Origin of the sequence: Flavobacterium sp., from assembly GCF_031537875.1 — a bacterium.
Lineage (GTDB): Bacteria > Bacteroidota > Bacteroidia > Flavobacteriales > Flavobacteriaceae > Flavobacterium.
Genome location: NZ_JAVKNB010000009.1, coordinates 129,903 through 151,074, shown reverse-complemented (window position 1 = coordinate 151,074; position 21,172 = coordinate 129,903). Strand labels below are relative to the sequence as shown.

The 21,172-nt window shown below is 37.4% G+C and carries 13 protein-coding genes; 9 read left to right on the top strand and 4 right to left on the bottom strand.

Annotation, left to right across the window (positions count from 1 at the left end; translation table 11 throughout):
• Positions 1-8: 8 nt before the first annotated feature.
• The 3 genes from RMR09_RS04500 to RMR09_RS04490 form a co-directional block, all read right to left on the bottom strand.
• Entirely contained in the window at positions 9-9,986 is a 9,978-nt protein-coding gene (locus RMR09_RS04500; RefSeq protein WP_310594615.1) for a PKD-like domain-containing protein, read from the bottom strand.
• Between the two features lie 314 nt (positions 9,987-10,300).
• Entirely contained in the window at positions 10,301-11,881 is a 1,581-nt protein-coding gene (locus RMR09_RS04495; RefSeq protein ID WP_310594614.1) for an NADP-dependent glyceraldehyde-3-phosphate dehydrogenase, read from the bottom strand.
• Positions 11,882-11,930: 49 nt separating this feature from the next.
• Positions 11,931-12,242, bottom strand: a complete 312-nt coding sequence (locus tag RMR09_RS04490; RefSeq protein ID WP_310594613.1) for a rhodanese-like domain-containing protein — start codon at positions 12,240-12,242, stop codon at positions 11,931-11,933.
• A gap of 288 nt (positions 12,243-12,530) precedes the next feature.
• Here RMR09_RS04490 and RMR09_RS04485 point away from each other — a divergent pair, with 288 nt between their 5' ends.
• From RMR09_RS04485 to RMR09_RS04450, 8 genes are all read left to right on the top strand, one after another.
• Positions 12,531-13,157, top strand: a complete 627-nt coding sequence (locus RMR09_RS04485; RefSeq protein WP_310594612.1) for a Crp/Fnr family transcriptional regulator — start codon at positions 12,531-12,533, stop codon at positions 13,155-13,157.
• A gap of 69 nt (positions 13,158-13,226) precedes the next feature.
• Positions 13,227-14,015: a sulfite exporter TauE/SafE family protein gene (locus RMR09_RS04480; protein WP_310594611.1), complete on the top strand. Its 789-nt coding sequence runs from the start codon at positions 13,227-13,229 to the stop codon at positions 14,013-14,015.
• Between the two features lie 81 nt (positions 14,016-14,096).
• Complete coding sequence (locus RMR09_RS04475; RefSeq protein WP_310594610.1) at positions 14,097-15,512, top strand: MBL fold metallo-hydrolase; 1,416 nt, start codon at positions 14,097-14,099, stop codon at positions 15,510-15,512.
• Positions 15,513-15,518: 6 nt separating this feature from the next.
• A complete protein-coding gene (locus RMR09_RS04470) occupies positions 15,519-16,355 on the top strand; it encodes a methyltransferase domain-containing protein (RefSeq protein WP_310594609.1) in 837 nt (278 codons plus the stop codon).
• Positions 16,356-16,365: 10 nt separating this feature from the next.
• A complete protein-coding gene (locus RMR09_RS04465; protein ID WP_310594608.1) occupies positions 16,366-16,560 on the top strand; it encodes a hypothetical protein in 195 nt (64 codons plus the stop codon).
• 5 nt (positions 16,561-16,565) lie between these two features.
• Entirely contained in the window at positions 16,566-16,865 is a 300-nt protein-coding gene (gene trxA / locus RMR09_RS04460; RefSeq protein ID WP_409070957.1) for a thioredoxin, read from the top strand.
• A complete protein-coding gene (locus RMR09_RS04455) occupies positions 16,865-17,059 on the top strand; it encodes a DUF6132 family protein (protein ID WP_310594607.1) in 195 nt (64 codons plus the stop codon). The genes trxA and RMR09_RS04455 overlap by 1 nt, the downstream gene beginning before the upstream one ends.
• A 283-nt stretch (positions 17,060-17,342) precedes the next feature.
• Complete coding sequence (locus tag RMR09_RS04450) at positions 17,343-17,768, top strand: hypothetical protein (protein ID WP_310594606.1); 426 nt, start codon at positions 17,343-17,345, stop codon at positions 17,766-17,768.
• Positions 17,769-17,921: 153 nt separating this feature from the next.
• Here RMR09_RS04450 and ytxJ read toward each other — a convergent pair whose 3' ends face one another.
• The gene (gene ytxJ / locus RMR09_RS04445) at positions 17,922-18,311 is read right to left on the bottom strand and encodes a bacillithiol system redox-active protein YtxJ (RefSeq protein WP_310594605.1); all 390 of its coding nucleotides are present in this window, start codon (positions 18,309-18,311) and stop codon (positions 17,922-17,924) included.
• A gap of 144 nt (positions 18,312-18,455) precedes the next feature.
• Here ytxJ and clpB point away from each other — a divergent pair, with 144 nt between their 5' ends.
• Positions 18,456-21,059: an ATP-dependent chaperone ClpB gene (gene clpB, locus RMR09_RS04440; RefSeq protein ID WP_310594604.1), complete on the top strand. Its 2,604-nt coding sequence runs from the start codon at positions 18,456-18,458 to the stop codon at positions 21,057-21,059.
• Positions 21,060-21,172 lie beyond the last annotated feature (113 nt).

The following is a 21,172-nucleotide window of genomic DNA, read 5'->3' as shown; positions in this document are numbered from 1 at the left end:
TAGTTGTTTCAGTTGTAGATAATCCTGATATATACCGGAGTTAAAGGCGAACCAGAGTTAGCAATTATGCTACCTGGTCCACTTTGTACACTCCAATTCACAGATTGATAGTTTGAAGCTGTACCCGCCAATGTTATTTGTGGTGTATTAATACACATTTGAATATCACTTGCTGATACAGTTGGTTTTTTAACAATATCTAATCGTATAACACTTGTATTAGATGGACAAGTAGAGTTACTTGCTCCTGTCAATTTTAAATAGACATAACCTAAATTAACATCATCCGAACTCGGAATATATGTTGGATTCAAAGATGTTGCATCTGAAAATGATCCTGCTTGGTATGAAACACTCGAAGTACCTGTACTGTTTTGCGCACTAATCCAACTTAAAGTGGCAACATTATCGGCAGTAGCTTGTGATAATACAAATGAACTTCCTTCACAAATAGAAGCATTAACTCCAGCATTAACTCCAGTTCCTGGAGCAATAGTTAATTCCATAGTATCAGCTACTAAACTACCACAAGAAGTACTCGCCACTTTCAATGTAAGATACACTTTTCCTAAAGCAATATCTGCAGGACTTGGGGTATATGTAGGATTAACTGAATGATTATTTGAAAAAGTACCAGTAGCTGAATTTACACCATTAGCATCTCTATAAGCTACCCAAACCAAATTAGACGACAAATTGTCGTAATTAGCAGCTGTTGCATTAACTAAACTGTAGGATGATGTTTCACAAATTGTTGCATCTGCCCCAGCATTAACTGTAGGCTGAGGAGAAATAGTTACCGTCATAGTATCTACTACTTCCCCTAAACAAGGACTAGGATTAGTCGCATGCAAGGTCAATGTGATAACTCCTGTTTCATTAGTACCAGGTAAGTATTCAGGGAATAATGTATTTATGGTTGAAGCCTTTATTGTCCCAGTACCATTTTCTGTCCAGTAATATGAAGTTGCTGTGGTAGAGGCTCCATTATTTACAATTATCGAATTACCTTGACATACTACAATATCGGTTCCCGCATTAGCATTTACTTTAGGTTTCAAATTTACTTTGATTACCTGCGAAGCTGTTGTTGAACAACCGCTAAGTGGTTGAGCTGTAACGGTAAGATTAACAAATCCGTTAGCTATTTCAGCAGTTGTTGGAGTAAAAGTTGGCGTTTCGGTAGTTCCATTAGTTATTGTGCCTAAAGCACTTAAACCTGTTGTATCTGACCAACTGATTGATGCCGAATTATTGACCGTAATTAGATCGGGTAATGTAAATGTTTCTCCACACATTGTGACTTCAGTTGACGAAGCTTGAATACTAGGATTTTGATTTACGGTAATTACCATTTGATCTGTGACTGCCACTTGAGAACAATTGGCATTTGGCATTGCAGACATTGTTAAAGTCACTGTTGACAAATCATTAGACCCTAAGGTATAAGTAGGTCGGATTCCTCCGTTTGAATTAGCATAATTAAAGGTTCCATTTCCTGACGTTGTCCATGTAACTGTACTATAATTAGTTGCAGTTGCGCCAGATAAACTCACCGTACTTGATTGACAAGCCGTTTGGTCTAAACCTGCAAAAACTTGAGGTTTAGAATACAAAGTCAAGGTCATAGAATCAACTACTTGAGAACATCCATTAGTTCCTGCAGCGGTTAAAAATAGGGTAACAGTATTTACTCCCGAAAGATTTGAATAATCTGCTGGATTTGGGATGTATTTTGCTTGTAGTGGATTGGTAGTAGTTTGAATATTTCCTGCTCCATCTGTCGACCAGGTATAATTAGTTCCATTAGAAGCAGTTCCTGATAGACCAACAAAAGCAACTCCTTCACATGCCGTTTGATTCACCCCTGCATCTACAATAGGCATTGGAAAAATTGTAATTGTTACCGTATCAGAGACTGGCGTTGGACATTGTGAACCACCTTGAACTGTTAAAGTTAAAGTAACTGTACCCGAAGCTCCTGGATTTGGAACTATAACTGGAGTTAAAGTAGTTTCTGTTCCTGAACGAATTGTTGCAGGTCCACTAATTACCCAATCAAAGCTTGTTCCCGATGGAACACTCGCGCCAGAAATAGTATGAATAGAAGATTGACAAATACTAGCATCTAAACCAGCATTGACTATCGGACTAGGAATAATAGTAACTGCTACCTCTGAAAAAACATTGGTACAAACCGAATTTAAAGCCGTAGCTGTTAGTCGTAAAGTTACATTACCTGACTGAGTTAGAGTAGGCGTATATATCGTTGCAGGAGTCGAATTTGGAGCAAAACTACCAATTCCGTTTGACGAAGTCCAAGTTAATGCACTATAATCGGATGCTGTTACTTCTGTAGCAGTTAAAGCAAGTGTTTGGCCTTGACAAATAGTTCTAGAAGAAGGACTTGTAACTACCGGTTTTGGTATAATTGAAATCGTTTTAGAGGCAACAGCATTGATTCCACATTGACTGTAACCTGTAGCAGTAAGAGTCAATGTTACATCACCTGTTTGACCAGGAGTTGGATTGTATGTTGGATTCAAACTATGAATAGTACTAGAATCTAAAGTACCAGGCCCTGTTGCAGACCATGTTATAGCCGAATAGTTTGTAGCTAATGCTTCACCATTCACTACAGTGTAAGGTACTCCCTCACATATAGAAACTGCTGATCCTGCACTAGCCGTTGGTTTCTTTAAAATGGAAACTACCATTGTATCGATTACTTCAGGACAATTGGAATCACTTATTCCATGAAAAGTTAAAGTAACTGAACCATTTAAAATATCAGCTGCGCTTGGCTGATAGGTTGTTGCTGCCGAATTTGCATTAGCAAATGTACCTGAAGAACTACTTGTCCAAAATACACTTGAAGCATGGGTTGAGGTACCTGTAATAGCTACTGTACTTCCTTCGCAAATCGTTTGGTCAAGACCAGCATTTACAACTTGTTTCGGATCCAAATTCAATATTATAAAATCAGTTACTGAACTCGAACAAGGAGCAAGAGCAGTTGCTGTAACCGTCAATGTAATAGGAGTTCCTGCTGCTACCTCAGCAGCACTTGGTGTATAGCTTGGATTTAAAATTGAAGGATTACTAAATGTCCCTCTATTAATACCTGAACTAGAACTAGAACTCCAAGTAATTGTTCCTAAATTTTGACCAGTCACACCCGTTATTGCAAACGCTTCTCCAGAACAATTATGTCTAGACTCAGTTCCCGCATCAAGAACAGGTTTAAGCTGTATTGTAACCGTTTTAGTAGTGGTTGCAGAAGAACAAACTGGATCTCCTACAGCTGTAAATCGTAATGTAAAATTAACCGTATCATTAGTACCTGGAGTATATAAAGTGTTTGTTGTATTTGCATTTATAAAAGTCCCATTAGACGTTCCAACAGTAGTCCAAAGCACCGAAGTTTGATTTGTAGCTATTGCAGTTGCTGTAAATACATCGCCTTGGCATAAAGTAGCAGTTGGCGCTGTTGAAACAGTCGGTGCTGGCTTAATCGTTATGGTTATTTCTTTATAGTCAGTTAATGCACACAATGCATCTGATTGAGCTAACAACCTCAATTTGACAGGAGTATTTAAGGCCAAATCAGCAGCTGAAAAATTATAAGTTGTTACTAATGCAGTATTATCTGCAAAAGTACCTGTACCAGTTGTTGTCCATAAATAAGTGGTACTAGCTGTTGTATTGGCAACAGAATTCCCATTTAGCGAATATGAAGTTTGTGTATTACAAATTGTATCTACTAATTTTCCAAAAGTCACTAAAGGTTTTTTCATCACATTCAATGTGAATTGAGACGTAGTAATTTCAGTACATGGTGAATTGCTTGCTACACTAGCCTCAATAATCACAGTAGTACTAGATACATCAGGAGTGTATATAGGAGTAGCTGTATTAATTCCAGATAGTGTTCCTGAACCAGAAACAATTCTCCAACTAATAGTTGCAGAGTCATGATTAGCAAAAACTGCATTCAATTGTTTTGGAGTATTCTCACAAAAAGTATAATTAGCTTGAGTAGTATCAATTGTAGCTTTTTTGGTAATATTTACTCGTATAGTCTTAACAATTGGCGTAGCACAAGGATTTATTGGAGTTACCGTCAATGTTAAAATAGCATAACCTGCAGCAATATCAGCTCCCGATGGTCTATACACAGGTGTAAAAGTCGAAACACCTGAAAGAGAGCTTGGATCAGTTGTTGTCCATTGTACCGAAGCAATTGACGTTGGATTAATTACATTAATCTGACTCAATGGTACTTGATAAGTAGCAGTTTCACAAATGGTAACTTCAGTTGGATTAACTGTAATTACTGGATTTTTAATAATTAAATGTTCAATAGTAGATGTAACTGTTCCTACGCAAGGAGTAATGGCATCAGCAGTTAAGGTCAATAAAACCCTTCCGCTAGCAATTTCATTTGGACCTGGAGTATATTCAACTACTCTAGTTGTTCTTGAGGTGGTAAATTGGCCATCTCCTCCATTATTACTCCAATTGATATTGGTCACGTTAGTGGTTATGGCGTCAGAAGTCGTTAGTATACTTCCTTGACAAATGGTTTGAGAAGCACCTGCATTCACAATTGGTTGACGTTGCACTGGAATACGAACTGTCTTTACAACATTAGTACTGCAAGGTGCATTAGGCGTTGCAGTGATTGTAACATCGATATAACCATTTGAGATATCCGTTGCACTTGGTGTCACCAAAGGCGTTAATGAAGTCGCATTAGAAATAGTAGTTCCAGTCGTTGAAGTCCAAACAAAAGACAAAGCATTAGCAACTGTAGTTCCTGAAACCAATATATTAGTAGCATCTTGACAAATTGTAGCTTGAGGAGATACTATATTTACAATTGGAGATTTAACCAAACTAACTACAGTTGTTGTAACCAAAGGAACTGCACAAGGTGCAATTGGATAAGCTGTCAGTGTTAATGTAATTGGTGAATTTTGGACATCCAAAGCTGTTGGTGTATACGTTGGATTAATAGTATTATCTACGTTAAAAGTTCCCGTTCCTGATGTAGTCCATCTCAAACTACTAATAGTATTCATAGTAGCTGTAGCAGTCGTAATTGTAAATGGCAAATCACATTGTGTTAGACTAGGTCCGGCACTAGCCACTGGCTCGGTTATAAAACTTAAAACAAATGATTTGGATTGTTCTGTAGCACAAGGACTAACAGGCATTACATACATGGTCAATGTAACAGAACCATTCGTCTTATCAATATTTGATGGTATATAAATCGGATTTTTAGGGTCTGAAGTAGTGGTAAATGACCCTGTTCCACTTGATGTCCAACGTATTGATCCCGCCAAAAAACTATTCATTATAGTGGTGCCACTAATAGCATATTGATTGGCACTCTTACAAATAGAAGCACTAGATACTGTTGTGATTACAGGTAATTTTTGAAAACTTATGATAACATCATTGGTAACTGGTGCTTGACAAGAATTTCCATTGACTGTTAAGGTCAAAGTAACTGAACCACTTGCTAAATCTACTGAAGATGGTGTATATACCATTCCGTTTAAAGAAGTCGGATTCGCAATTGTTCCTGCACTTACGTTAGATGACCAAACCACATTGGCATAATTAGCTGCCGTAGCTGTAGTAGAAATATAGGTTGCATTTTCACAAATAGTAGCATCTGGTCCTGCATTGGATACTGGCTTTTTGATGAAGTTTAAAATAATCGTATTAGTCGTAGATGAATTACAATTAGATGGAGTTCTAGATGCTGTCAAGGTTAACGTAACAGAGCCACTAGAAATATCCGCTGCAGATGGAATATAGGAATTCGCTGAACTCGTATTTAATGGCGATGGGGTTGTAAAAGTTCCACTGCCTGATGTTGTCCAAACTAAAGAATCATAATTAGTTGCCACTATACCCGAATAAGAACCAATGCCCGAAATAGGTACTGCAACTCCAGCATCAGAACAAATATCTTGTGTTGAATTAACTACGGTGATTCTAGGAATTTTATTAATTATCAAAGTCACCTCTGCAATAGCATCTAAAGTACATGGTGAATTTCTTTTCGCAGTTAGGGTTAATTTTACCGAACCATTATTGATATCATTCGCTCCCGGTGTATAGGTTGGAGATAACGTATTACCTCCTGTAAAACTTCCTCCTGTATTTGAAGCTGTCCACTCTAAACTTTCATAATTAGTCGCACTGGCGGAGTTTACTGTATAAGTGCTTCCCTCACAAATTTGTGGATTAATTGCACTAATACTTGCAGTTGGTTTTGGAATTATCGTAACTGTAGTTGTAGCAACTGAAGGTACAGCACATGGAGATTGTGGTTGCGCTGTTAATGTAAAAGTAATCGTTCCTGTATCTGATGCTGAAGAAACATAGTTGGGTGTCAAAGTGGTTGTATTGTTAAATACACCACTACCTGAACTTTTTGACCAACTTACTGAACCATTATTTGGAGCTAAACCGGTAAGATACACGGTTTGTCCTTGGCATATGGTTTGAGCTGTTCCTGCATTGGCAACGGGATTTTTTCTTATTGTAACTGTCATCATACTTACTGCATCAGTACAATTTAGTTTTTTACCTCTTAAAGTAAATGTAACAGACCCTGTTGCAATATCTGTTGGACTAAAAGTATATGTTGGGGCTAATGCGTTAGGATTATCAAGAGTTCCAGATCCAGTATGTGACCAAACTACAGAATCTGTAAAGGTTGAAGAACCATTTAATACATACGATTGTTGTGTCTCACAAATAGTAACACTTGACCCTGAACTAACGGTTGGTGCTCCATTAATTTTGTAAATAACACTATCCGTAACATTAGGACCACAACCATTACTTGGAGTAACGGTAACGGTAAAAGTCACATTCTGATCTCTATCTAATGTAGATGGTATATATATAGGAGTTGCAGTAGTAATCGTTGAGTTTACAATACTTCCTCTACCATTGTGAGACCAAGAAATCGTTCCTGCGTTTTGAATATTCGACGAAATATTAATCGGTCCCTCACAAACTATTTGATCTGCCCCTAAATTAACCGTTGTTTTATCAATGGTAATTTTTAAATCTTTGCTAACAATTGTATTACAAGGATTTTGTCCTGTAACATTTAAACGTATAATAACAAACCCATTGGCAATACCAATAGAACTCGGCGTAAACATCGGATTCAAACTACTTGCATTCGCCAAACTACCGCCATTAGCTGGTATTACTTCCCAATTATAAGAAGCATATAAATTAGCAATTGAAGCAATAATGGTTTGATTAGTTGCTGTTTCACAAATACTGATTTGAGGTGCGCCAGTAATACTAATTATAGGCAAAGGCTGAACTGTTATTTGAACACTATTTGTTTTAGAACACCCAGTTACTGAATTGGTCTCTGCTAGAGTATAAGTGGTATTTGCTGTCGGAGTTACTGATGGATTAGCAACAGTAGAGGTAAAACCCGATGGATTGCTTGACCAAGAATACGTATTTCCAGTTACAGCACTAGCTCCAAGATTCACTACATCTCCTTCACAAATGGTTCTGTTAGAAATCACAGTTGCAGCAGGAAGTGGATTTGTTGTTACCTCAAATTGATCTTGAGTAGAACAACCTGAAGCCGTATTCGTTACCGTGTAAGTAAAGACCTGAGTTCCTACACTATTAAATAAAACAGAAGACAAATTAGTAGTACTTGAGTATCCTAAATTAGATGTCAACGAATAGGCTTGACCAGCTACAAAAGCATCTCCAAAGGTTCTAGTACTTCCAATACAAATTTCTTGATTAGGAAAATCGGTAACTACAGGTGTGTCTTTTACTTGAATAGTAATTGCATTAGAAAATGAAGAAGGACAAACCCCATTCTTAACTTCAACTCTGAACTGTGTTGTTTGAACCAATGCTGGTGCCGTAAAAGTTGTAGCCGTTGAAGCAATATCAGACCAAGTTACACCGTTGTTTGTTGATTGTTGCCATTGCACCACGTCTCCTAATTTGCCAGTAAGATTCAATGCCCCTCCAATTACATTTTTACAGATACTTGAATTAATTGCTGTTAAAGTCCCTCCATTAGAAGGAGTCGATACTGCTATATACGCTGGTGTTGAATAAGAAGTAGAGCTTCCACTTTGAACCACAGCTCTGTAATATAGGGATGCGGTTACATTGGTAGCAGTAAACGTTGCATTTTGTACATTGAAATCAGTCACATTAGTTGAAAAATCACTAACCGTAGAAGATTGCCATTTTAAAATAGTTCCTGTATACCCCGCAGCAGTTAGAGTTGTTGAATTTACTCCTGAGCAAACGGTTGTGGTTCCCGAAATGCTTCCTCCTACCGAATCAGCGAAAACAGAAACGGAAACCGCTGTTCTTGATACACTTTCACAACTATTAACCTTTTGAGCAGCATAATACGTACCTGTAGTTAAGGGTGCTGAACTCGCATAAAGTGAACCTCCAGAAAATGAATTATACCAAATTGGAGTTCCTGAACTCGTAATCAATAAATCTCCAACTGTTTTATTTTGTGAAGCTAAAAAAGTTTGTGCAATTGCTGAAGGTGCAGTTGGCAATGCATTCACAGTCACTAAGACTTGATCGGAATTAGAACATCCATTTGTTCCAATTCCAGTTACAGTATAAGTTCCTGTAGAAGACGGTACAAATGAAGTGCCATTAACAACTCCATTATTCCAGGAATAACTTGTAGCTCCACTTCCAGACAATGTAACCGAATTACCCGAACAAACTGTTTGATCAATTCCTGCATTAACTGTAGGCAAAGCGTTGATAGCTATTAAATAAGGAGCAGTAGTAACTTCTGAACATCCACCACTTTTCACAATCGCTCTGTAGTAAGTTGGAGTAATCAAAATCCCTGGATTTAATGTCAAGGAAGTGGAATTAATATCTGTCCAAGTGGAATTATCCGAAGAAGATTGCCATTTCACTACCGAACCAACATTCCCATTTAAAGTCAATGTTCCAGGGGCAACTCCATAACAGACAGCAGAAGGTCCTGATATTGTTCCTGCTACACTTGAAGGCTCAACAGATATAGTGAAATTTTTTGAATCTCCAACACAACCTTCGTAACTTGGGGTGATAGTAAACAGTGAAATTATCGTACTATTTGAAACATTTGTAGTCACAAAAGAAGGTATTGGTGATGTAGTATCACTAGGAGTTGACAATCCAATCAAATTTGCATTTGTTGCACTCCAAGTATACGATGTACCTGAACCATTTAAAGGAGAACTGGCTGTTAAATCAATAGTACTAATTGTTGTTCCTTTACAAACTTGTTGTGAGGGAATTGTATTCAATATTGGTTTTGGATTAATAGTAATAACATATTCTTTAGTTATCCCTGAACAACCATTAATGGATGGTGTAACTTGTATAGTACTAGAAATAGGTTGATTGGTAGTATTTATTGCTGTAAAAGTTGAAATAGTTCCTGTCCCACTTGTAGCTAATCCAATGGCAGCATTTGAATTCGTCCATGAAAAAACTACACCTGAAGGAGTACCTACTACATTTACCGCCGGAACTGTTGAACCCACACAATACGACACATTAGGCAATACACTTGAAATTAGTGCTGGCTTATAGTTAAATGTATCCACAGATAATACCCCATCAACATCAATCACTCCTGAAGAAATTCCACAAGGAATTATAACTTGCAATTCGGTAGAGGAAACAAATTGAATAGCAGCACTAGACAAAGTTGTTGTTCCAATTTTAACAATCGAACCACTAGTAAAATTAGTTCCAGTAATTGTCACTGTCGTACCCGCATATCCATCAACAGGAGAAAACGACGTAATTGTTGGAACTAGTGTGCGTGTATGTATTGGGTTTGATTTTAATTCTAATTCCTTTGAAAAAGAAGGAACGCTAACTAATAGGCATAGAGCGATTAGAACAGATTGAAACATGTGGGGATTTTTCATACTATTTTTCATAATTTAATTGTAAAGAAGATTATGCTATAACAAATTTTCTTCTTATAATTTTTATGTGTTTAGTCACTTAATTTGAGTTGAAAAAAGTCCCTTTAAAGAACTATCTTAACTTCAAATTTAGCCAACAAACACTATAATTCAACTAAATTACTTTTTATGGATGGTAGTACCTTATTTTTTACCACTGATTAAAAAAATAGTACGTATAAATTAAAGTTTTTAACATTTTTTTGTTAATAACTCTAAACAAAAAAAGCGCCTTATTTTTACAAATAAGACGCTTTAATTTTGAAAAAATCAGACTATAAAATATAATCTGTATTGATAAAATTAGACTCTTTACTATTCAATAATTCTTGTAAAATGGCATTGTTATAGTCGTTGTCTTTGGAAGCAACAAACGTTCTAATAGAGAACGAACGCAACGCATCATGAATACTCAAGGTTCCTACTGCAGAATCTTTACGACCTGTAAATGGGAATACGTCAGGCCCTCTTTGACAAGAACTGTTCAAGTTTACTCTACATACTAGATTAACTAAAGTATCAATCAGTGGTGCAATGGTTTTAATGTCTTTTCCAAACAAACTCACTTGTTGTCCGTAATTGGACTCCGCCATATCATTCAATGGTTCTTGAATATCTTTGAACGAAATTACCGGCACTACTGGACCAAATTGCTCCTCATGATACACTCGCATATTTTTGTTAACAGGATACAAAACTGCTGGAAATATAAAATTGTCGCTATGCTCCCCTCCTTTTGCATTCAAAATTTGAGCACCATTCGATTTTGCATCGTCAATTAATTCCTGAATGTAAGCTGGTTTTTCTTTTTCAGGAAGTGGTGTCAATAGAACACCTTTTTCCCATGGATTACCAAAAGCCAGCGCATCCACTTTAGCAGCAAAACGAGTATTGAACTCTTGTGCAATCGATTCGTGAACGTACAACACTTTCAAAGCCGTACAACGTTGACCATTGAATGACAACGAACCAGTAATACATTCTTGGATAGCCAAATCCAAATCGGCGTCTGGTAAAATAATAGCTGGATTCTTCGCTTCTAATCCTAAAATCAAACGCAATCTATTTTTATTGGGGTGTTGGTCTTGTAAAGCAATCGCTGATGTACTGTTTCCAATCAATGCTAAAACGCCTACTTTACCTGATTTCATTATTGGCGAAGCCACTTCTCTACCTCTACCGTAAATAATATTGATAGCTCCTTTTGGAAAACTACTTCTAAATGCTTCTAATAGTGGTGACAATAATAAAACTCCGTGTTTCGCCGGTTTAAAAACCACAGGATTCCCCATGATTAAAGCAGGAATCAATAACGAGAACGTTTCATTTAAAGGATAGTTGTACGGCCCAAGACACAAAACAACTCCCAAAGGTCCTCTTCGAACCATAGCATGAATGCCTTGCACTTTACTGAAATGCGCGCTTCGACTGTTTAATTCTTTCAAACTATCAATCGTGTCATAAATGTACTCTACCGTTCTATCAAATTCTTTTTCAGAATCACCAAGGGTTTTTCCAATCTCCCACATTAATAATTTTACTACTTCGGCACGAGTTTCTTTCATTTTAGTAACAAAATCTTCCATGCACTTAATACGATCCACTACCTTCATAGTAGGCCACAAACCTTGACCGTTGTTGAAGGCTAAATCAGCCGCTTCAACTACTTCCAAAGCTTCTTTTTCTCCCATAGCCGGAATTGTTCCTAACAAAGTAGGCGCATATTCTGCCGTAGAAGAAATAGTGGAATAAACCGGTGTAGTTACTCCAGTCCATTTTTTTAATTCACCATTAACTAAATAGGTATCTTGTGTTAAAGGTGAGGTAATTTGAAATTCTTGAGGAATTGTACTCATAGTATGTTGTTGTGTTGTTATAGTAAATTAGGGTGATTTTTGTACAGAATTAAGGCTCAACAATATCGCCGTCCCATTCTATAATACCACCTAATAAGTTGTAGGTGTTTTCAAAACCAAGTTCGTTCATAATTGCACATGCATTAGCGCTTCTTGCTCCTGAACGACAGTACACATAATAATTTTTAGATTTATCCAAAGTTTCTAAATCAGCTACAAAAGCTGGACCTTGATGAAAATCATAATTAATTGCGTTTGCGATAAAACCTTCGTTGAATTCCATTTCGGTTCTCACATCGAGTATCACAGCATTTTCGTCTGACTCGTATTGAGCAATCCAATCTTCTTGTGTTAAATTCATAGCAAAATATTTTTTGGTAAAAATACGACGTTTTTATCAAACAATAAATCAACACATTGTGAATTAAATAGTATTTTCAAGAAAACGTTTGCGAATAATCATTCTATCCCTCAAATTCTGATTTTATCGAAAAAAATCAAGAAAAATGGATAAATTAAAGTAGATTTAAAAATTATTTAATCTTCAATTAATATGCGTAATTCAGACGCATAGATGACAAAAATAGATTATTTTAATCAAAAAAATGCTGTATTTTTACCTATTCAATAAAAACAATCAATCCCAATAATGGACGATGTAATAAAAAAGACCTTTCCTAGTTTTTCAAACGACTTAATCGCTGATATTGAAGCCAATGATTCTATTCAAAGCTTCAAAACAGGCACGATTATTATGAGAACGGGACAATACATAAAAAATACGGTACTAGTGACCAAAGGCAAAATCAAAGTCTATCGTGAGGGCGAAGACGGCGGCGAGTTTTTTATGTATTATTTACAGCCGGGTCAAGCCTGCGCCATTTCTATGGTATGTGCAACCAAATCAGAAAAAAGTCAAATCATGGCTAAAGTCGTAGAAGATGTAGAACTGATAATGGTGCCGCTATCCCTGATGGATCAATGGATGATGAAACACAGAAGTTGGTACGAATTTGTTATTGGTACCTATCGCAGTCGTTTTGAAGAAGTATTAGAAGTCATTGACAGTATTGCCTTTAGAGCGATGGACGAGCGATTGGAATTTTATTTAAAACGTCATGCTGACGCCTGTGGGTGCAAAGACTTAAAACTTTCACACCAAGAAATTGCCTCAGAATTGAATACTTCTAGAGAAGTAATTTCGAGATTACTAAAAAAAATGGAGCAACGCAACCTATTAAAATTACATCGAAATCACATCGAATTGCTAAAATAAAAGTACAATTGTGACAAATGTTACAATCATTCCAATTCTAAAGTCCAACATTTGCAATAAAAATAACAGATGGAATATTTAGGCTATTTTGCTTCGATTATTATTGGACTTTCACTAGGCTTAGTTGGAGGTGGTGGTTCTATTTTAACCATTCCTATATTAGTTTATTTGTTCAAAATCGACCCGGAACTAGCCACTAGTTATTCCTTATTTATTGTTGGGATTACTGCCGCTTCTGGCTGTGTGAGTCACTACAGAATGGGAAATCTACAAATCAAATCCGCTTTGTATTTTGCTATCCCTTCTATCTTTTCCATTTTAATTATTCGTGAAGTTATTTTTCCTCAAATAGCCGAAACACTTTTTTCAATCGCATCGTATAAAGTGTCTAAAAGCTTCTTGATTATGGTCGTCTTTTCGGTATTGATGATAATTGCTTCCATTTCCATGATTCGCAAAAAAACAATTACAATACAAGGCAGTAAAACCAATTATGCTCAACTCGCCATCATTGGTTTTTTTATCGGAATTATCACTGGATTTCTAGGTGCGGGTGGCGGTTTTTTAATTATTCCAGCCTTGTTGTTTTTTGCAAGGTTACCCATGAAACAAGCCGTAGGCACTTCATTACTCATCATTTTCATTAACTCCAGCATTGGGTTTGCAGGTGATTTGTACATTGGAACACCCATTGATTATTCGTTTTTATTGATTATTTCAAGTATTGCTTTTGTGGGAATGTTGATTGGAACCCAAATTTCAAAACGAATTGACGGTAGCCAACTCAAACCTATTTTTGGTTGGTTTATCCTTATTATGGGTCTCTATATTATTACCAAAGAAATTTTCTTAAAATAAATTCGTAAGTAACTAAAGTCACTATAAAAATCTACAATCTGAATTACCTTTGTAATTGAAAAAAACAGGAATTTTACCATCATGCAAATAGAACAAATTTATACCGGATGTCTAGCTCAAGGCGCGTATTATATCACTTCTAACGGAGAAGCGGCTATTATTGACCCTTTGCGCGAAGTCCAACCGTATTTGAATCGTTTAGAACGCGACAAAGTCAAATTAAAATACATATTTGAAACCCACTTCCATGCCGACTTTGTTTCGGGACACGTGGATTTGAGTAAAGCTACGAAAGCGAAAATTGTGTACGGTCCAACGGCTAAACCCGAATTTGAAGCCATTGTTGCCCAAGACAACCAAGTTTTTGAAGTAGGAAATATCAAAATAAAAGTATTGCATACTCCTGGGCATACTATGGAAAGTACTACTTTTTTATTGATTGACGAAAACGGAAAAGACCACGCGATTTTCTCTGGAGATACTCTGTTTATTGGCGATGTGGGTCGTCCTGACTTGGCTCAAAAAGCCGCTTCGATGACCCAAGAAGAATTAGCAGCTACTTTGTTTCATTCGCTTCGCAATAAAATCATGACGCTGGCTGATGATGTGATTGTGTATCCCGCTCATGGTGCCGGAAGTGCTTGTGGAAAGAACATGAGCAAGGAAACGGTTTCTACTATTGGTAACCAAAAAGCGACGAATTATGCCTTGAGAGCCAATATGACTGAAGCCGAATTCATCAAAGAAGTTACGGATGGTTTATTGCCTCCTCCTGCCTACTTTGGAATGAATGTAGCCATGAACAAAAAAGGATACGAAAGTTTTGAAACGGTTTTAAACCATGGAATGCGTGCTATTCCTGTAACTCAATTGGAGTTAATGATGGAAGAAACCAAAGCGTTACTTCTAGATACTCGTAACAATGCCGATTTCAGCAAAGGATTCATCCCGCAATCCATCAATATTGGAATCGATGGCGATTTTGCTCCTTGGGTAGGCGCTTTAATTGCCGACGTGAACCAACCTATTATTTTGGTTACCCCAAAAGGTCGCGAAGAAGAAACCGTAACTCGTTTGAGCCGTGTAGGTTTTGACAATCTCATCGGACATTTAGAAGGTGGCTTTGAGGCTTGGCAAAACGCCGGTCACGAAAAAGATACTGTAAACCGAATTTCAGCAGAAGAGTTTGAAAAACAAGTAAGCATTGGCGAAAGCAAAATCATAGACATTCGTAAAAAAAGTGAATACGAAGCCGAACATATTGAAGACGCGTACAGCAAACCTTTGGCGTACATCAATGAATGGGTAAAAGACATCAATCCAGAAGAACATTTCTTTTTGCATTGTGCAGGCGGTTACCGTTCTATGATTGCCGCTTCTATTTTGGAAGCACGCGGTTTTAGAAACTTTAGCGAAGTAGAAGGTGGATTTAATGCTATCGCAAAAACCAAGGTTCCGAGAACTGATTTTGTATGCCAAAGTAAAGTTTTAAAATAAAACACCATGGACGATTTAAAATGTTGTGTTACTTCTTGCGAAAAACCCTTAGACCAAGCCTATTGGGATGCCCAATACAAGGCTAAGGCTACGGGTTGGGATTTAGGAACCGTTTCCCCTCCTATCCAAGAATTTATTGACACCATCCAAGAAAAAAATAGCGCTATTTTAATTCCTGGCGGAGGCAACTCCTATGAGGCAGAATACCTGTTACAACAAGGATTTACGAATATTACCGTGATTGATATTGCGCCTACTTTAGTGGAAGTGTTACAACAAAAATTTGTCAATCACCCTGCTGTAAAAATTATCTTAGGCGACTTTTTTGAGCATCAAGGACAGTACGACTGGATTATTGAACAAACTTTTTTCTGTGCGCTTCCGCCAACGATGCGTCCCAAATACGTTTGGAAAATGCACCAATTATTAGCGCCTAAAGGAAAAATTGTCGGACTACTTTTCAATCGCGATTTTGAAGAAGGTCCTCCTTTTGGCGGCAATAAAGTAGAATACATCAATCTGTTTTCAGGAGCTTTTACTATTCAAAAAATGGAAGTTTGTCCTAATTCGGTGGCACCAAGAGCCAATTCCGAATTGTTTATTGAATTAGAAAAAAATTCAGCCGCCGAAGTTCATTTGTACGCCTTTGAAGGCATTACTTGTAGTGGATGTAAAGCTACTGTTTCTGAAAAATTAGCCGAAATAGATACAGTAATGAATGTCAACATGAACACTGATTTTACAGAAGTGGTGATTGCAAGCGAAAAAGAAGTTGCCTTACAAAAATTGCAAGACACGGTTTCCTTTGACGAAAAATATAAAATCATTAAAGCCAATTATTAATTCACTCTTTATGAAAAATTTACTTTTAACCAATTGGCATTTAATGCGTTGGGTACGCCTCGCTTTTGCCATTTTCCTTTTCAGTCAAGCCTATATTTTGAGAGAATGGGCATTTGTTGCCTTTGGTGCTTTCTTCTTGATTCAAGTAATTTTCAATATGGGTTGTGGTGCCAATGGTTGCGCAGTACCCTATTCAAAAAAATAGAAATTATGAGCTCTTTTAATGACATTATACAATCAGATCAACCCGTTTTAGTAGACTTTTTTGCTACTTGGTGCGGACCTTGCCAAATGTTAGCGCCCATTTTAAAAGAAGTGAAAGCCAATCTAGGCGAACGCGTTTCCATTATTAAAATTGATGTAGATAAAAACCAAGCCGTTGCTGCACAATACCAAGTGCGTGGCGTGCCAACGATGATTTTATTCCAAAACGGCAAACCATTGTGGCGTCAATCAGGGGTGATGTCTAAAGAAGATATCATCAAAATCATTGTAGAAAAAAGCAACTAATGACTAAAAAAGCTATACTCCTAACCGGTATCGGAATAGCTATTGGCGCACTTGCCGGTTATGGGTATTATTACTTTGTGGGCTGTGCTTCTGGCACTTGCGCCATTACTTCAAAACCACTCAACGCCACACTGTACGGAGCCGTGATGGGTGGCTTACTTTTTAATATGTTTGTGAAGGATACTAAAAAGTAAATCTTCTTTCGCAAGGTCTATTTTACAAATTGTAAGGTAAAAATCAATATATTTGAAATCAATAAAGCGATATACACCTTCGCCTATCTACCCGATAATGGGTGTATATGCGAAGGTTTGTGTCGCATATATACAAGTTAGTGGTAATGCGCGAAAAAATTGTAGAATTCAGTAATATATGGCTAAAATTAGACTGTCAAAAAAGAAAATTGTTATACTATCAATTGTTTGCGTAGTGTTATCTACTTTCTATCTTTTTTATGTAAATTTAGAGAATTCGATATTGGAATATTATTCTACGAACTGGGTTTCGAAATCCATAACTGAATCAAAATCAAAAGGAGCTTTTATAAAAGAATTAAGTTGTACACCCAATAAAATTGAAAAATATGGCTTAAAGATTGAATTTAATAAATGTTGGATTGAAGAACAAACAAAACTGGAACATTCGTATCTGTTTTTTAGTAAATTTAGCAGAACTGGAAAGTATCGCTTCTGTTTTAACCTCAAAGAAAAATTCCCTGACAGAAATGCTCTTTCCTATTTCTTTGTAGATGAGAAAGGAAAATCATTTGCAATGAGTAGTTCAGGAAATATAGAAACTTTCAGTACTTCAATAAACAAAAACAGAAAAGAACAAATTAAAATTAACTTTGTTAAATCATTTAAAGAACCTGAAGATAAAATTATAACAGTAAATGTCAAATAAGTCCCTACTACCGTGCTAATCTCCCCGCTAGCGCGAGCGTCTCGCTCGTGATGTCAAATAAAACCCCCGCTACCGCGCGAAATGAAATTCAGCGAAGCTAATCCTTTCGCGTGGTCAACATCGTAACTATTTTATACTAATTTAGAAAACAAACTACACCCTCCCCTTCAACTCCTCCGCATCAATATCGCTATGCGAAGCATCATAGATTGATTTGCCTTCTTTAATCAAAAGCAATTGTGGTGATTGGTGGTACACCTCAAAACGAGTCGCAATCTCATTTGAAATATCTCTGTGATTTAGTAAGTCTAAAAAATACGGAGTGACACTGCCTTCCAAATCAAATTCATTCTCAAATTGTTTTAACGCCATGCGGCTAATACTACAACGCGTGCTGTGTTTAAAAATCGCAACCGGTTGTTCATGAGAAAGATCCATTATTTCGTTCAACTGACCCAAATCAGTCAATGCAATCCAGTTGATTTTGGAAGTGTTGGTGTTTTTATTTTCTGAATCTCCAAAAATAGAGTTGAATAAAGTCATTTTGTCGTTTTTTAAGTCATTTTGTCGTCCGTAACCCCTTGATATACGTCAAATTGTCGTATATTTAAGAGTGGAATAACAATTGACGATTTTTATGCGAAGTTAGTTATTTAACCCTAAATAATAATTTAAAAAAAGACAAAAATGAACATCAATAAATTTACCACCAAATCACAAGAGGCCATTCAACTTTCGCAACAAATCGCGCAAGGATTGGGTCAACAACAAATCGAAAATGAACACCTATTCAAAGCACTTTTAGAAGTCGATGAAAATGTGACGCCTTTTTTATTGAAAAAACTAAACGTGAATGTGTCGCTTTTCAAACAAATAGTGGAAAGTACCCTTCAGAGTTTCCCAAAAGTGTCGGGGGGCGATATTATGCTCTCCAGAACGGCTAATACCACTTTGAACGAAGCCGAAATTTTAGCCGGAAAAATGAATGACGAATTCGTTTCGGTAGAACATTTGGTACTCGCTATTTTTAGTTCCAAAAGTAAAATTGCCCAAATTCTAAAAGACCAAGGCGTAACCGAAAAAGGGCTAAAATCCGCCATTGACGAAATGAGAAAAGGAGAAAAAGTAACCTCTGCCTCTGCCGAAGAAACCTATAATGCTTTAAACAAATACGCCAAAAACCTGAACGATTTAGCCCGAAGTGGCAAACTCGATCCAGTAATTGGTCGTGACGAAGAAATTCGTCGTGTACTACAAATCTTAACCCGACGTACCAAAAACAACCCGATGCTTGTGGGCGAACCTGGTGTGGGTAAAACCGCCATTGCGGAAGGTTTAGCGCATCGAATTGTAGACGGCGATGTACCTGAAAATTTGAAAGATAAAATTATCTTTTCACTCGATATGGGAGCCTTGATTGCGGGTGCCAAATACAAAGGAGAATTTGAAGAACGTTTGAAATCAGTGGTAAAAGAAGTCACTTCTGCCGAAGGTGATATCGTACTTTTCATTGACGAAATCCACACTTTAGTGGGGGCTGGTGGTGGCGAAGGTGCCATGGATGCAGCTAATATTTTGAAACCTGCTTTGGCACGTGGCGAATTGCGTGCGATTGGAGCCACCACTTTGGACGAATACCAAAAATATTTTGAAAAAGACAAAGCGCTCGAAAGACGTTTCCAAAAAGTGATGGTAGAAGAACCCGATACGGAAAGTGCCATTTCTATCTTGCGTGGTATCAAAGAAAAATATGAAACTCACCACAAAGTACAAATCAAAGACGAGGCGATTATTGCGGCAGTGGAATTATCCCAACGCTATATTACCAACCGTTTTTTACCAGACAAAGCCATTGATTTAATGGACGAAGCCGCTTCTAAATTGCGTATGGAAATCAACTCAAAACCAGAAGAATTAGACGTTTTGGATCGAAAAATTATGCAATTGGAAATCGAAATTGAAGCCATCAAACGCGAGAAAGACGAAAGTAAGTTAAAGGTTTTAGGCATGGATTTGGCCAACTTGAAAGAAGACCGCAACGAGATATATGCCAAATGGAAATCGGAAAAAGATGTGGTCGACAACATTCAGGCTGTAAAAACAGAAATTGAAGATTTTAAATACGAAGCAGAACGCGCTGAGCGTGATGGCGATTACGGAAAAGTAGCCGAAATTCGTTATGGAAAAATCAAAGAAGCCCAAGAACGTTTGGATGCTTTGGTGAAACAATTACAAGAAAATCAATCGGGAACTTCCCTAATCAAAGAAGTCGTTACCCGTGAAGATATTGCCGAAGTAGTAGCTAAATGGACTGGAATTCCGGTAATGAAAATGCTTCAAGGCGAAAGAGAAAAACTCTTGCGACTAGAAGATGAATTACACAAACGTGTGGTAGGTCAAGAAGAAGCCATTGAAGCGGTAAGTGATGCTGTGCGTAGAAGTCGCGCGGGTTTGCAAGATATGAAGAAGCCTGTTGGGACCTTCCTATTCTTAGGAACAACGGGGGTGGGAAAAACAGAATTGGCGAAAGCCCTAGCCGAATATTTGTTTGATGACGAAAACGCCATGACCCGTATCGATATGAGCGAATACCAAGAGCGCCACTCTGTTAGCCGTTTGGTGGGTGCGCCTCCGGGTTATGTAGGCTATGACGAAGGCGGACAATTGACCGAAGCCGTGCGAAGAAAACCCTACTCTGTAATCTTGTTAGACGAAATTGAAAAAGCACATCCGGATACGTTTAACATCTTGTTACAAGTGTTGGACGAAGGGCGTTTAACGGATAATAAAGGTCGTCTCGCCGACTTCAAAAACACGATTATCATCATGACGTCGAATATGGGTAGTCAAATTATTCAAGATACTTTTGACAACTTGAAAGGAAGTGTTGAAGCGGCTACAGAATCTGCTAAAGTGGAAGTGTTGGGCTTATTGAAACAAACCGTACGTCCGGAATTCATCAACCGTATTGACGAAATCGTAATGTTTACGCCATTGACCCATGCTAATATTGCGCAAATTGTAGGGTTGCAATTAAAATCGGTTACCAAAATGTTGGCGCAACAAGGCATCACCATGGACGCTACTCCCGAGGCAATTGACTATTTATCGCAAAAAGGCTACGATCCGCAATTCGGAGCTAGACCCGTGAAGCGTGTCATTCAAAGAGAAGTATTGAACCAATTGTCTAAAGAAATTTTAGCTGGATCTATCAAGACTGAAAGTATTATTCTTTTGGATGCCTTTGACGGACAATTAGTCTTTAGAAATCAAGGAGAATTGGTTTCTTAATTAAAAATATAATCCATTTAGGTTAGAAATTTTACGTCAGTTCGAGTGATTTTCTCCCGTCCCGAAACGTCGGGATCGGGAAGAAAATTGTATCGAGAACAAGTGAAATTTGA

What these genes read in the sequence shown, in the direction of transcription:
- RMR09_RS04475 (WP_310594610.1), top strand. Translation starts at nt 14,097, where the DNA reads ATGCAAATAGAACAAATTTATACCGGATGTCTAGCTCAAGGCGCGTAT.
- RMR09_RS04485 (WP_310594612.1), top strand. Translation starts at nt 12,531, where the DNA reads ATGGACGATGTAATAAAAAAGACCTTTCCTAGTTTTTCAAACGACTTA.
- RMR09_RS04480 (WP_310594611.1), top strand. Translation starts at nt 13,227, where the DNA reads ATGGAATATTTAGGCTATTTTGCTTCGATTATTATTGGACTTTCACTA.
- ytxJ (WP_310594605.1), bottom strand. Translation starts at nt 18,311, where the DNA reads ATGACTTTATTCAACTCTATTTTTGGAGATTCAGAAAATAAAAACACC.
- RMR09_RS04455 (WP_310594607.1), top strand. Translation starts at nt 16,865, where the DNA reads ATGACTAAAAAAGCTATACTCCTAACCGGTATCGGAATAGCTATTGGC.
- trxA (WP_409070957.1), top strand. Translation starts at nt 16,566, where the DNA reads ATGAGCTCTTTTAATGACATTATACAATCAGATCAACCCGTTTTAGTA.
- RMR09_RS04490 (WP_310594613.1), bottom strand. Translation starts at nt 12,242, where the DNA reads ATGAATTTAACACAAGAAGATTGGATTGCTCAATACGAGTCAGACGAA.
- RMR09_RS04500 (WP_310594615.1), bottom strand. Translation starts at nt 9,986, where the DNA reads ATGAAAAATCCCCACATGTTTCAATCTGTTCTAATCGCTCTATGCCTA.
- RMR09_RS04495 (WP_310594614.1), bottom strand. Translation starts at nt 11,881, where the DNA reads ATGAGTACAATTCCTCAAGAATTTCAAATTACCTCACCTTTAACACAA.
- clpB (WP_310594604.1), top strand. Translation starts at nt 18,456, where the DNA reads ATGAACATCAATAAATTTACCACCAAATCACAAGAGGCCATTCAACTT.
- RMR09_RS04465 (WP_310594608.1), top strand. Translation starts at nt 16,366, where the DNA reads ATGAAAAATTTACTTTTAACCAATTGGCATTTAATGCGTTGGGTACGC.
- RMR09_RS04470 (WP_310594609.1), top strand. Translation starts at nt 15,519, where the DNA reads ATGGACGATTTAAAATGTTGTGTTACTTCTTGCGAAAAACCCTTAGAC.